At 38.6% G+C, this 12064-nt stretch carries 17 protein-coding genes; 5 read left to right on the plus strand and 12 right to left on the minus strand.

The annotated features are described in order from the left end of the window. Positions 1–3: 3 nt before the first annotated feature. From NSQ84_RS11705 to NSQ84_RS11725, 5 genes are all read right to left on the minus strand, one after another. Positions 4–231, minus strand: a complete 228-nt coding sequence (locus tag NSQ84_RS11705; RefSeq protein WP_063388337.1) for a YqzK family protein — start codon at positions 229–231, stop codon at positions 4–6. Positions 232–338: 107 nt separating this feature from the next. Next, the gene (locus tag NSQ84_RS11710) at positions 339–797 is read right to left on the minus strand and encodes a Fur family transcriptional regulator (protein WP_311066296.1); all 459 of its coding nucleotides are present in this window, start codon (positions 795–797) and stop codon (positions 339–341) included. A 111-nt stretch (positions 798–908) separates the two neighbouring features. Continuing rightward, positions 909–1547, minus strand: coding sequence for a stage II sporulation protein M (gene spoIIM, locus NSQ84_RS11715; RefSeq protein WP_327873323.1), 639 nt, complete (start codon positions 1545–1547; stop codon positions 909–911). 96 nt (positions 1548–1643) lie between these two features. Further along, on the minus strand, positions 1644–2813 hold the full coding sequence (locus tag NSQ84_RS11720; RefSeq protein WP_311066297.1) for a TIGR00375 family protein: 1170 nt from the start codon (positions 2811–2813) through the stop codon (positions 1644–1646). After that, positions 2810–3364, minus strand: coding sequence for an NUDIX hydrolase (locus NSQ84_RS11725; RefSeq protein WP_063388341.1), 555 nt, complete (start codon positions 3362–3364; stop codon positions 2810–2812). The genes NSQ84_RS11720 and NSQ84_RS11725 overlap by 4 nt, the downstream gene beginning before the upstream one ends. A 78-nt stretch (positions 3365–3442) precedes the next feature. Here NSQ84_RS11725 and mciZ point away from each other — a divergent pair, with 78 nt between their 5' ends. Further along, on the plus strand, positions 3443–3622 hold the full coding sequence (gene mciZ / locus NSQ84_RS11730; RefSeq protein WP_145976098.1) for a Z-ring formation inhibitor MciZ: 180 nt from the start codon (positions 3443–3445) through the stop codon (positions 3620–3622). A gap of 5 nt (positions 3623–3627) precedes the next feature. Then, positions 3628–4548, plus strand: coding sequence for an aldo/keto reductase (locus NSQ84_RS11735; RefSeq protein WP_311066299.1), 921 nt, complete (start codon positions 3628–3630; stop codon positions 4546–4548). A gap of 264 nt (positions 4549–4812) precedes the next feature. Here the strand turns inward: NSQ84_RS11735 and NSQ84_RS11740 are convergent, their stop codons facing one another. Beyond that, complete coding sequence (locus NSQ84_RS11740) at positions 4813–5418, minus strand: TetR/AcrR family transcriptional regulator (RefSeq protein ID WP_327873324.1); 606 nt, start codon at positions 5416–5418, stop codon at positions 4813–4815. A 170-nt stretch (positions 5419–5588) separates the two neighbouring features. On the opposite strand from NSQ84_RS11740, the gene cyoE reads away from it, so the two are divergent. Then, complete coding sequence (gene cyoE / locus NSQ84_RS11745) at positions 5589–6506, plus strand: heme o synthase (RefSeq protein ID WP_063388344.1); 918 nt, start codon at positions 5589–5591, stop codon at positions 6504–6506. 372 nt (positions 6507–6878) lie between these two features. Here the strand turns inward: cyoE and NSQ84_RS11750 are convergent, their stop codons facing one another. The 4 genes from NSQ84_RS11750 to NSQ84_RS11765 form a co-directional block, all read right to left on the minus strand. Beyond that, a complete protein-coding gene (locus NSQ84_RS11750) occupies positions 6879–7088 on the minus strand; it encodes a DUF3886 domain-containing protein (protein WP_130157802.1) in 210 nt (69 codons plus the stop codon). Positions 7089–7124: 36 nt separating this feature from the next. After that, positions 7125–7367 carry a DUF2552 family protein gene (locus NSQ84_RS11755; RefSeq protein WP_063388346.1) on the minus strand — a complete coding sequence of 81 codons (243 nt, stop codon included), beginning with the start codon at positions 7365–7367 and terminating at the stop codon, positions 7125–7127. A gap of 10 nt (positions 7368–7377) precedes the next feature. Further along, positions 7378–7701 (minus strand): iron-sulfur cluster biosynthesis family protein, encoded by a 324-nt coding sequence (locus NSQ84_RS11760; RefSeq protein ID WP_066247658.1) that lies wholly within the window; start codon positions 7699–7701, stop codon positions 7378–7380. Positions 7702–7910: 209 nt separating this feature from the next. Further along, positions 7911–8693, minus strand: a complete 783-nt coding sequence (locus tag NSQ84_RS11765; RefSeq protein WP_327855879.1) for a class I SAM-dependent methyltransferase — start codon at positions 8691–8693, stop codon at positions 7911–7913. A 392-nt stretch (positions 8694–9085) separates the two neighbouring features. Between NSQ84_RS11765 and NSQ84_RS11770 the strand changes: the two genes are divergently transcribed. Both NSQ84_RS11770 and NSQ84_RS11775 read left to right on the plus strand, forming a co-directional pair. Further along, on the plus strand, positions 9086–9457 hold the full coding sequence (locus NSQ84_RS11770; RefSeq protein WP_130157798.1) for an iron chaperone: 372 nt from the start codon (positions 9086–9088) through the stop codon (positions 9455–9457). A 22-nt stretch (positions 9458–9479) separates the two neighbouring features. Then, positions 9480–9851 carry an iron chaperone gene (locus tag NSQ84_RS11775; protein WP_130157796.1) on the plus strand — a complete coding sequence of 124 codons (372 nt, stop codon included), beginning with the start codon at positions 9480–9482 and terminating at the stop codon, positions 9849–9851. A 479-nt stretch (positions 9852–10330) separates the two neighbouring features. Here the strand turns inward: NSQ84_RS11775 and NSQ84_RS11780 are convergent, their stop codons facing one another. Together NSQ84_RS11780 and NSQ84_RS11785 are read right to left on the minus strand one after the other, a co-directional pair. Further along, positions 10331–10660: a YolD-like family protein gene (locus NSQ84_RS11780; protein WP_066247653.1), complete on the minus strand. Its 330-nt coding sequence runs from the start codon at positions 10658–10660 to the stop codon at positions 10331–10333. A 38-nt stretch (positions 10661–10698) separates the two neighbouring features. Next, on the minus strand, positions 10699–11955 hold the full coding sequence (locus NSQ84_RS11785) for a UV damage repair protein UvrX (RefSeq protein WP_063388352.1): 1257 nt from the start codon (positions 11953–11955) through the stop codon (positions 10699–10701). Positions 11956–12064: the final 109 nt, after the last annotated feature.

A 12064-nucleotide genomic window follows, 5' to 3' on the forward strand; every position in this document is an offset into this window, starting at 1 on the left:
TCTCTACTCCCCGTTTAAATAAAAGAATATTAAGCGATTCAGCCAATTATCGTTCTGTTCTTCCACAACGCTTGTCACCTTTACGGCAGATCCTTCAGGCTCGTCATAGCGATGGTAATCTTGATATTCCAAGTTAACCCATATAATAGCATAGTAGAACAAAATCGTAAATCCTGTAAACAAGATAAAAATTTTAAGCATATTCTTTACGGTTTTCGTCCATTTTTCCATGTTCGTCCTCCACAAGGCCATATTTTCTTATATTTAAAGATATGACCGTCTGGACAATCTTTATACGTATATAATATAAAAAAACCTTTCCCCTCGCGGAAAAGGCTTTATTCTTTCTTGTTATCTTCTTTTTCCTGACAGCGGTGGCATATGCCGTGAAAAGTTAGACGATGATCTTTAATTTTAAACTTCCAATCTCGTTCGACAATTTTTTCAACATCTTCTAATAAATCTTCCTGAATCTCATCAACGGAACCGCATTCCATACATACGAGATGATGGTGAAAATGAGCGGCTCCTTCCCTGCGCAAATCATATCTGGAAACCCCGTCTCCAAAGTTTATTTTATCAACAATTTTCAGCTCAGTTAACAATTCCAGCGTTCTGTACACTGTTGCGAGCCCGATCTCAGGCGATTTTTCCTTAACGAGGAGGTAAACATCTTCGGCACTTAAATGATCCTCTTCATGTTCAAGCAAAACACGAACGGTTGCTTCCCTTTGCGGGGTTAATTTATAGCTTGAAGAATGCAACTGCTTTTTTATACGCTCTATGCGGTTTTCCATGACACTTTCCCTCCCTCGCCGCATTCCTCATATATTATAACAAAATAAAAGAAAGTGTCCAACTGAAATAATTTTAAATTAAAAAATAAAATTTATATTAAATAATAATTATTATTTATAAATAAAATCGATCGTCCCTCTCATCAGGATCGGGGAAACATATGCTTCTAACATTGCAGCGAGCAATATAACGGCGATCAAGCAAGAAAATGTGACTGCATAGCCTGCAAACATTCTAAACGGCTGATCGTGGAACCTTTTTACAAAAAGCTGTCTAATGAGCTTGAAGGAAAAAGAAATTGCCGATGCGCTCATAATAAGAAACACAGGTATCAGCAGCAAATTTTGCGGCAAAACGGAAACGAATGACAGCAAAAATCCGCCCCATTTCATTTGATTTACTAAAAATCCGACTGTAAATCCAACGACCATTCCTTTTAAAAATAACATGATAAAAATAATCGGCAGACCAATGATCGAAATGCCTAGAAGCCACATAAGCCCTACATATTTTGTATTGTGGAAAAAACTTTGCTTGAACATTTCAAACGAGCTGGCAAGTTTTCCGTCCGATACTTGTCCAAAAAACAGGTTTAAATAATAATACAGATCTTCTTTTTGCGTAATGCTCATGCTGTTTACGATGATTGCGCCAAAAATTACTCCCATTATGAACAATATAAGCACAAATAAATAGACGGTTGATTGATCTTTCAATTGTTTTAGTAAAAAACGCTGAATATTCTGCATATCCTATCCTCTCCTGTCTTTCTTTACTAGATTGTATGAGAGAACGGATGGTACATATTCGTATTTTTACTAGAAAAAAAGAAAAGGCGCGAAAATTTACGCACCTTCCACTTTTCCGTATTTTCCTCCTCCCCCTGATTGCACATAAAGGGTGCCTTCTCTTGCCGAGATGATGGAAGCGGCGATTTTTTCCGGAACCACTTCGACAAGATCGGCGTACGGAACTTTGTGTAAAATATTCATTTCCGTTCCAAAATAATGCTTTAATTTTTTTAATGTTTTAGGGCCAATGCCAGGCAGAAAAGCTAGCGGGACTTGATGAATATAAGGGGGCCTTTTCTCCACATGATTTGTTTTATCCCCCAGTTCTTCAACCCGCTGTTTTACACCTTTTGTAATTTTTACTCCTCCGCATATTTGACAGCATCCCTCATCTGTCAAGCCTACTGTTTTTTGGCACGCTTCACAAAACGTTTCGTAATACTTTCCAAGTTTCGGGTTTAATCCGTAATTCGCCTCAATTTTTCTGTCGTTTTCTTTTTTGATCGCCATCACCAATTCCTGAAACGTCGGCGCTTTTAACAACAACTTCTGATATTCCCGCCCGATTTTTGGCAATGAATGGGCGTCTGAGTTCGTTAAAAATGGATAGGAAGCTAGTTCACGAATACGGCTTGCCATGTTAGTATCGCTGCTCAAACCAAGCTCGACCGCATCGATGAGTGTTTGATCAAAAACTTCTGTCAAGCTTCGCTGAACCCCTTTTCCGTACAAGCTTTTAAAAGGAGTAAAAATATGCGCCGGAATGAACAATCCGTCCAAGCTCTTCACTTTATGCTGAAGTCTTTTCCCTTCAACATATACCCGTTGAGAGCTTAAATGAATATTTTTTAAATGGGAGCTGAGCCAATGGGAAAATTCCTTCATCTTTTCTAAAGTCGGCATAAAGCATAGAACATGGATCGGCCCATTGCAATGTTCATCAAATATTTCAAGCTCCGTACCTAAAATAAGTGTCGAATTTTGATAGCGGACTCCCCCTTCCATTAATTCCTCATACTTTCCCCTTCTGATGCCATCTTCAATTTCCTTGATTACTTCGGGGACATGGCAATCAATGATGCCAATTATATCCATACCTTTGCTCTCAGCTGCTTCTATAAAAATATTTTCAAGCGTCAGCGACTTGGCCCCCGTAATCTTTACCGGTTTTCCTGTATTTGTTCTGCCAATATGAATGTGCAAATCTGCGAAAAAAGCGTTCATATCTCCTCACTCAATTGTTTTAATGTTAAATATTGAACTGCATAAGCAGTTTTTGCATCGTAAATTTCTTTTTCTTCTATCAATTTTCTCGCTTCCTCAAGGGTTACTTCCAGCACCTCGACAAACTCGTCTTCATCCAAACTCGCTTTATTTTCCAGCTTTATCAATCCTTCAGCTAAATAAAGATGAACGAGTTCATCAGCAAAGCCCGGTGAAGTATAAAACGAAATGACATGTTTTAATGATTCACATCCATAGCCCGTTTCTTCTTCCAACTCTCTTCTTGCTGTGATTTCAGGTGACTCCCCTTTTTCAAGCTTTCCGGCAGGAATTTCCACAAGCTGGCGTTCTAAAGCTTTGCGATATTGTCTCACCATGACAATTTTCCCTTCGTTTGTAATAGGAATCACGGCAACTGCACCCGGATGCTTCACGACTTCACGTTTCGCATTTTCTCCGTTTGGGAGACGGACATCTTCCACATATACATCAATAATCTTCCCTGAAAAAATTTTTTCCTTCGCAATCGTTTCCTCGTTTAAACGGTTCATATATTCAACTCCTGTTCTATTATCCAATCATTCTTCATACATTCTACCATAATTAAAAAGGAGGCGGAGCGATTGCTCATGTATCGGAATTATAACCGGGTCGTGATGATCGGAAAGCCGAAGGAAATTGCTTACAGCTTAAAGGAAGCCGCAAAACGATATAAAACAGTCTATGAATGGCTTCATCATGAATATGAAACATTTGCTTTTTCAAAAAGTTTATACTACTTTCAAATTAGAAGAGAAAAAGAGAGGTGATCTTTTTGAAAAAGCGCAGATTAGGAACATCCGAGCTGTATGTGAGCGAAATCGGTCTTGGATGCATGTCGCTTGGCCGCGACGAAAAGCATGCGCGTTCGCTGATTGACCAAGCTCTTGAATTGGGGATTAATTTTTTTGATACAGCAGATCTTTATGATCAAGGCCTGAATGAAGAATTTGTCGGAAGGGCTCTTAAATCGCGTCGAAACGATATCATTTTAGCAACAAAAGTAGGAAATCGGTTTGAAGTTGGCAAAGACGGATGGTGGTGGGATCCATCCAAGAAATACATAAAGGAAGAAGTGAAAGAAAGCCTCAGACGGCTGGGTACAGATTATATCGACTTATATCAGCTTCACGGAGGAACAATCGACGACCCGATCGATGAAACGATTGAAGCGTTCGAAGAGTTAAAGCAGGAAGGCGTCATCCGCTACTACGGCATTTCTTCGATTCGGCCGAACGTTATTAAAGAATGGTTGAAACGCTCCAATATCGTTTCAATCATGATGCAATACAGCCTTCTTGACCGGCGCCCAGAAGAATGGTTTTCTTTGATTCAGGAGCATAACGTTTCTGTTATTGCCAGAGGGCCGTTGGCTCAAGGCCTCTTGACAGAGCGCCCGCTCGAAAAAGCCTCTGAGCGCGTCAAGAACAATGGGTATTTAGACTACACGTTCGATGAATTAAAAGAAGCTTTGCACAGCATCGATTCAGCATGCCCGGATCGCACTCGGACGGAAACAGCCATAAAATATGTTCTTCATCAGCGTGTTGTAGCCTCCTGCATTGCCGGAGCGAGCAAGCAAGAGCAGCTGCTTGAAAATGTCCAAGCAGCGAAAGCAAAAGATCTGCTGGAAGAAGAATACGAAGCGCTTATAAACGCAACAAAACAGTCTCTTTATACAATCCATCGCGATTAAAACAGGCGGGGACGATCCCCGCTTATTTATTTTCGGATTCACATGACTGTTGAAAATTCAATTTAGCTATCCAGTTGATGTTCCTACCGAAACGGATGGGATTCGCACGATCGTGTTGCAATCTCAATGGCTAAACGATTGTTCATAGCACATAAACCGGATTTACAACTATATGTATCGGTTCATTGAACAGCGCCGTCCATTCCTATCTTGAAAAATTTTTGGACTAATATATTTTGAAATCCGTTTAAGCTTGAATATTTTCTAATGAGGGGATCTAAGCAAATTTTGCAGTGCTTTTCCATATAAATGAAGGGGCACACGGTCTTCGCTAATATAATAAAATATCGCTAAACCGTTTTCTAACGAAAGAATAGTCCATGCTATTTCATCCGCAGATAGAGCAGAATCGTTATTCTCTTTCGACTTCAATTTTTCAATCGCCTTGGAAATTTGTTGTACCGCTTCCGTTATCATGTCAGACCATTTTCGGCGTATCGATTCTTCACGCATCGCATAAAGAAAAAATTCCATGTTAAGCATGCTCCACGTTCGATTTTTCTGCCTAACTGACAGGAAATATTCATCCATCGTTTCGATAAAATGTGAAAGCGAATGCTGTCCGTCTATGACTTGAAGAATGTTGTCCACATGCAATTGCATTTGTTGCTCCAAAATAGCTAAAAAGAGCTCTTCTTTGGAACGAAAATGGGCATATACCGCCCCTTTGCTAAATCCGGCATGTTCTGCAATTTTATCAACAGAAGCGCCGTGAAAGCCGAATCGAGCAAAGATTTCAACAGCTGACTCTAAAAGTAATTGCCGCGTTTCTTTTTTTCGCTCCTCTTGGGTTAATCTTCGTCTGACCAATTTGCTATCCTCCCTCTCTCTTGACAATCATACCATATAGCATTAACATACCAAATAGTATATAAATTCTAATCAGTATACAAATTATAATTTCACATTATGCTGGACGCAACTATCAACAATGTCCTCCTAGATTTATAGATCATGAGTGAAAAAGGAAGAGGGGAAGAATGCGAAAAGAAGAAAGCCTTACAACACAGAAACCAACTTTGCCCCAAATTTTGGCTGAAACTTGTAAAATTGGAATTATTCAATCAAATCTCGTTCCGATGTTGGCTGGATTGACATTGGCATTGTATACGTATCAGATCAGCCTGTTTGAGAAATTGCCGGAAATGTTATTTGCTTTGATTGGATCGATTTTCGTAATGGGTGCAGCTGGAGCTTTTAACAACTTATATGACCGAGATATAGATTCTATCATGGAAAGGACGAAAAACAGACCGACTGTGACAGGAGCAATAAAGCCTAAAACAGTATTATGGCTTGGAATCTGTATGTCTATTTTAGGAATTGCAGCCCTTGCATTAACAACTCCTCTAGCAGCATTCCTAGGGTTTCTAGGTTTGTTTTTTTATGTTGTCCCATATACGATGTGGAGCAAGAGAAGAACAATTTATAATACGGAAATTGGCAGTATTTCTGGAGCAATGCCCCCTCTCATCGGATGGGCTGCTGTTCATCCGGACGTGACACATCCAGCCATTCTTGGTCTGTTTGTGATTTCAATTATTTGGCAAATGCCTCATTTTTATGCTATAGCTATTCGCAAGCACGATGAGTATAAGGCTGCGAAGGTCCCTATGCTCCCAGTTGTCAAAGGTGTTAAAAGAGCATATATACAAACGAATATTTATTTAATTATTTTAATTGCAGCAAGCTTTCTTTTTGGGCCTTTAAGCCTCGGTCTTATGCTAGTAGCCCTTCTTTTAAGCGTTCTGTGGCTTATGTTAAGCATTTTCGGCTATAAAAAGATGGATTCAGAGAAATGGGCAAAATCAATGTTTCTTTATTCTCTGTTTCATATGACAATCTTATTTTCAACTGTCATTATCTATTCTCTTGTGGGAATTCTTTTTCATTTATAAAAGAAAGTGTTTCTAAACAAATTCATGGCGGCATAATAAATGTTGGGAATTAAGGGGCTGTCCGATGAGTTCCTAAAATGAAGGATCGGGGAAAAATACTACTGTGAAGGACAAAAATAATCAAATAAAATTTGTAAATGTCCTTCATAGAGGCAATGAAGTCCAACAAGAAGCAGTTGTATATGCTGAATGTCCGTCATACAACTTTTGAAGAACCTAATGAAGAAAAAAAGCATAAGAAAAGTCCTTCATAAGACTTCTGGAGGATATAAACAAGACAGGAAAAATGGTCTATCCGATAAGTCCCTAAAATGAAGGGGCTCCAAAAAGTCAGTGAATCCTGACTTTTTGGACAGCCTCCTTTCCAGCTTTTTATTTAAAATCTTCCCATTTCAAGTCGCTTTCTGCGAGCAATTCAGCAAAGCTTTTCTGTTTTTCCCGCTTTTGTTCCTCTTTTCTTTTACGCTCCAATTCCAGTTTTTTTAATTTCTCCTTTTCTTCTTCAATTTGCTTCTTCATATCTATAAGCTTTTTCGCTTTTTCTTCGCCGATCTGATCTTTGAGATTCCATGCATCTTTCATGTTTTTTCCCTTCCTTTGACCAATGCATGCTCTTTTTTATCCTAATACATCGTGAATATTCTGCATGTTTTTTTCCATCCATGCAATTGCTTCATCGATCGTGGCAAACTCTTCCGCTTCAAACGTCATTTCATCTTGAATCAGCCACACATCCTTTTTTTCATATCCCATTCCTCCTACAGACCAATGCAGAAGGGTGTACGGATGATTGTCATGGAGAAAGGACACCCATGTTTTATTTAAAGCAATGTTCTTTAAAGAAGCTAGACGTTCCTTCAATTTTGTTCCCTCATTTCACAATGCAGCTCATTCTTGGATTGTAAATTTGCATTGGACTTTTGAGCATGAATATTTGTTTTTGCCCGTGATAATCGATTTGCAATTCATCATCTAAAAAAACAAGCTTTGATCGCTCCACGTACACCGGGACAAAATTTGTATCAATTTTCATATCATCCTCATCAAGATCTTTCACAAGCCAAAGAACAGTAACACCGCTCATGACACAGCCGCAGCCATCTGTATCATATTTCAGCTTTATATAGCGGTTTTCGTTCATTTCCAATATCTCTTTAAGTTTTGCTTTCGCTGCGTTTGTAAACGAAATGTTCATAGGCTAAAATCATCCTTTTTTAATTTTGCCTCCATTCTATCATATTTTAGCTCTCTCCGCTTATTGAAGCAGAATGAACATAACCGATTAACGTTTTTTAAACATTTATAGAGAAATATTGACAAACTATTAGCCGGGTTAGTTGAATAAAGCTGTTGTTTTTATTTGTGAGAAATCAGCGTTATTTTCACAAGCAAATTATGACACGTCTATTTTCTTCCAATCAATATCATTGCATTCCCTAATACTTTTTTGTTCAATAAAAGCTTTGGCAGTTTCATTACTTTAGCGAGTTTGTAGCTTTTCAATTCAGATACACCATGTTTCTTTAAGGAATTTAAGAGCTCTTTTTCATCCCCAAATATTTTTTCATCCATAAACAAATCTAAAAAGACAAATCCACCACCAGGTTTTAACACTCTTAATGCCTCTTTCATTACTTCTGTTTTATTTCTTTCATCTTTAACTTCATGAAATGTTAGACAACTTACAATTATATCGAATTCATCATTTTTAAAAGGCAGTTTTGTGGCACTTGCTTTCAGAAAATTTATTCGATCAGAAACCCCTTCAATTTCAGCGTTTCGTTGGCATTGATCTTTCGAATATTCCCAATCGTCGCCCCAATAATCAATTCCAGTTAATAGAGACTCAGGAAAAGCCTTTGCAAGTTTTATAATCAGTGAACCGCTGCCTGTTCCTATATCCAGTATTTTTCCTTGCCCATCCCAATTCACCTTGGCAACAATTAAGTCATGTATTTTTGACTGATAATTTCCCCCAAATGCTGCGAATTGGTAATAAGAATAAGAAAGGATAAATGTAATATAAATTAATGGTAACGCTATAATACCTGACAAAACTCGCAGATATAAATTAATAGGTAAGAATGTCAACAAAATGAATAAAAGTGAAAAAAGCAAAAAAATTAGTAGTTTATTCATTCGAATCCAAGTTTGATACCTAGCATTTGTTTTCAAGTTATCAGCCATCCTTAAATCATAAACTGATTACCGTAGCAATTCGGTCATTGAATTGCTACGGCTCGTGTAGTTGACTAGCGAAAAGATACAGCATAAATTAAACTAATATTCATTTAATTTGGTGCTGTATCCTTTCCTTCAGTTTAAGTAAATTGTTTCACAATATCATTGTTTTATCAATCTTTATTATAATTTGCTTTAAATGGTCGAACCTTTTTTTAACTCTACATTCGGATGGAAAATTTCAAAACTAATTTGCATTTTAAGCCATTTTGACTATTCAGGTTGTAAAATATATAGTGGAAATAGGTGTCGTGTTCTGAGCGGTTCTGTGAGGAGTTTTAACGACGAATGGGTTTGAGGAACTTCTCTGAACGATTTTTATTTTAGGAGGAAATAACATGGAAGTTTTTGCAAAATATTTAGCAGGTATTGATAACCCCGACCACCGCGACCGAACAGAGGAAATTTTGGCGTGGGTTGCTAATAAATTTCCAAATTTGAAACCGCAAATCAAGTGGAACAAACCCACATTTACCGATCACGGCACATACATCATTATGTTTGCCGCAGCAAAGAATCATTTGAGCATTTTACCCGAAGAAAAAACAATGGTGCATTTTGCTGATGAAATCGTTCAAGCTGGCTACAGCGCTTCTTCACGCTTGTTCCGAATTCAATGGTCTGAACCAGTTAATTACGAATTGCTTGAGAAAATAATTGAATTTAATATCAAGGATAAGGCTGAGAATTCGAATTTTTGGCGGAAATAGCATAATATCGAAGGAGGAAGACATGGAAGTTTTTGCAAAATATTTAGCAGGTATCGATAACCCCGACCACCGCGACCGAACAGAGGAAATTTTGGCGTGGGTTGCTAATAAATTCCCAAATTTGAAACCGCAAATCAAGTGGAATACGCCAATGTTTACCGATCACGGCACATTTATCATCGGCTTTTCCACAGCGAAGCATCATTTGAGCGTTTCACCTGAAGAAAAGACAATGATGCATTTTGCCGATGAAATCGCCCAAGCTGGCTACAGCGCTACCAAAGGCTTGTTTCGAATTCCGTGGAATGAGCCGGTAAATTACGAATTGCTTGAGAAAATGATTGAATTTAATATTCAGGATAAAGCAGACTGTTCAACTTTTTGGCGGAAATAGAATAGGATAGCCCTTAGAAAGCCTGTGAGGGCTTCTGAGAGGCTTTAAGAAGTTGATAGCTACAAAAACGCTTTTTCATGCCCCAACACTCTTGTTGTGGACGCCCTGACACAGCTAATGTCAAAGCTTTTTTAATAAGTGTAAATTATTACAGGAGCTAAGAAAATAATTCTCTTACTTATTCCAGAAAATGACCCTATAGTGGCAGAGTGAAACTTAATTGTTTTTAGTTAACCGTGAATGTCACTTATTCACTAACGGGTGCTTTTTTAGTGAAAGAAAAATTAATTGATTTTAAGATTGAGATCATGTTTTAGTTATTCCATTATAGGGCGCCGATGGTAGAGTAGCAAAAAGCCCAATTTCTCAAATTTTTAGAAATTGGGCTGTTAATTATCGTCATTTTCTAAGCGTTGTAAATCTGCATTTTCCTGACCTTACGCTACCCCTATTAAATTTGTATTTCTAATGCTGTTTTCTTAGTATTGCTCAATTTCAATAATATCTCCTAATTTTAAAACATGTTTTTTAGTCAAGTAATCAACAATTCGTAATTCTCTTTTTAGCTGATCGATATAATGAATATTGCCGACAAGCTTCTTTATTTCACCTTTTTGATAATAGGTGAATTGTAGAGTAATGTTCTCTTCCATAGCCTCACAGATAACTTCATTAAATTCTTCATATTTTTGTTCATCTAAAACCGGTTTTTCGACTTTATCTAAACTTTCATTGTATTTCCTTAGTAATTTCACATGCTCGGGCAGCATCATAGCTGTCCATTTTATGCTTCCACGATCCTGAATCATTGTTTATCCCATCCTTTGCTTTCTTTTCTTCATATTCGTTACGCATAATGCCCGCCGATCAGCTTGTTGCGGTGAAGACTCGTTCCTGCCTTCGTATACGAAACAGCGCGCAGCAGTGCATTGGAGCCGTGCTTGTTCCGAATCGCATCCATTACATATCCTAAACGATGCTCTTTTATGCGGTTCGGCCTAAACAAATCAAGCTGCATGCCGCTGTCTTTTTCCACGTTGGAAAGAGAGATGGAAATTTTTCTGACTGTCTTCCCCTCATAAAAACGATCAAACAGCAAAAGGCAGGCTCGATAAAGATCCATCGTAATATTTGTTGAGACATCCATCGTTTTTGAACGGTAAAATCCTCCTCCGCCTTCCTTTTGGCTGTAGCCGATTCCAAGGCTGATTGTTCTCCCCGCCATCCGGTGTTCCCTCGCTCTTTTTGCCACTTCCTCGCACATTTCTAAGATGACGCATTTCACCTCTTCGGGGTCCGGATAGTCGCGAAGCAATATTTGATTTTTTCCAAAACTGATTTGCCCCAGCATAATCGGAGAGCCTATGTCGGAAAGATCTATTCCCCATGCGTGGTAATAAAGCTGATTCCCCATGACGCCGAACTTCTTTTCAAGGAGCTCTAACGGATAATTTGCGAGCTGACCGACTGTAAAAATTCCCATTCGATTTAACGTTTTTTCAAGTCTTGCCCCAATCCCCCACATCTTACGCAACGGCTTGATGCTCCACAGCTTCGTTTTGACATCATCATACGTCCATTCCGCTATACCTTTCTTTTTCGCCTCCAAATCTAGACAAAGCTTCGCCATCAATATGTTTGGACCGATCCCGACCGCACATGGGAGAGAAAATTCATTTCGTAAATCTTCCACAATTTTTTCGGCCAGACTATGCGCATCCCCCCAAAGTCTTTCTGTTCCATCCGCAGTAATAAAACATTCATCTACGCTGTAAACATGGATGTTTTCTTTCGGAACATAGCGGTTCAGCAGCCGAGTAATTTCAGCAGAAATCCGTAAATACGTCGCCATTTTCGGAGTGATGAGGCGGATGCGGGGGTCGTTTGGAATTTGAAATAAGCGGGATCCGGTTTGAATTCCGAAATCTTCCTTCAGTTTTGGTGAAGCGGCCAATACAATGCTTCCTGTCCGCTCTTTGTCCCCAACGATAGCAATGTGGGCTGTTAAAGGATCAAGCCCAAGTATGACCGCCGCACAGCTCGCATAAAAGCTTTTCATATCGATGCATAATATATGCCGGTTTGGAAACGATTCATAATTCATTCCATCATCCCCTCATGAGAATGTATGTTCGGTTTTATTTTATTTTCATTGTATGGGAATATACGTTCGGTTTCAATGGGAATTTGCGCCATTTTTCGCGGTACAAAAG

It is taken from the genome of Aeribacillus sp. FSL K6-3256 (assembly GCF_037965805.1).
In the GTDB taxonomy this organism is placed as follows: domain Bacteria; phylum Bacillota; class Bacilli; order Bacillales; family Aeribacillaceae; genus Aeribacillus; species Aeribacillus composti.

Coding starts and splice junctions, on each gene's coding strand:
- NSQ84_RS11705 (WP_063388337.1), bottom strand. CDS start 231: ATGGAAAAATGGACGAAAACCGTAAAGAATATGCTTAAAATTTTTATC.
- NSQ84_RS11710 (WP_311066296.1), bottom strand. CDS start 797: ATGGAAAACCGCATAGAGCGTATAAAAAAGCAGTTGCATTCTTCAAGC.
- spoIIM (WP_327873323.1), bottom strand. CDS start 1,547: ATGCAGAATATTCAGCGTTTTTTACTAAAACAATTGAAAGATCAATCA.
- NSQ84_RS11720 (WP_311066297.1), bottom strand. CDS start 2,813: ATGAACGCTTTTTTCGCAGATTTGCACATTCATATTGGCAGAACAAAT.
- NSQ84_RS11725 (WP_063388341.1), bottom strand. CDS start 3,364: ATGAACCGTTTAAACGAGGAAACGATTGCGAAGGAAAAAATTTTTTCA.
- mciZ (WP_145976098.1), top strand. CDS start 3,443: ATGTATCGGAATTATAACCGGGTCGTGATGATCGGAAAGCCGAAGGAA.
- cyoE (WP_063388344.1), top strand. CDS start 5,589: ATGCGAAAAGAAGAAAGCCTTACAACACAGAAACCAACTTTGCCCCAA.
- NSQ84_RS11750 (WP_130157802.1), bottom strand. CDS start 7,088: ATGAAAGATGCATGGAATCTCAAAGATCAGATCGGCGAAGAAAAAGCG.
- NSQ84_RS11760 (WP_066247658.1), bottom strand. CDS start 7,701: ATGAACATTTCGTTTACAAACGCAGCGAAAGCAAAACTTAAAGAGATA.
- NSQ84_RS11765 (WP_327855879.1), bottom strand. CDS start 8,693: ATGGCTGATAACTTGAAAACAAATGCTAGGTATCAAACTTGGATTCGA.
- NSQ84_RS11770 (WP_130157798.1), top strand. CDS start 9,086: ATGGAAGTTTTTGCAAAATATTTAGCAGGTATTGATAACCCCGACCAC.
- NSQ84_RS11775 (WP_130157796.1), top strand. CDS start 9,480: ATGGAAGTTTTTGCAAAATATTTAGCAGGTATCGATAACCCCGACCAC.
- NSQ84_RS11780 (WP_066247653.1), bottom strand. CDS start 10,660: ATGATTCAGGATCGTGGAAGCATAAAATGGACAGCTATGATGCTGCCC.
- NSQ84_RS11785 (WP_063388352.1), bottom strand. CDS start 11,955: ATGAATTATGAATCGTTTCCAAACCGGCATATATTATGCATCGATATG.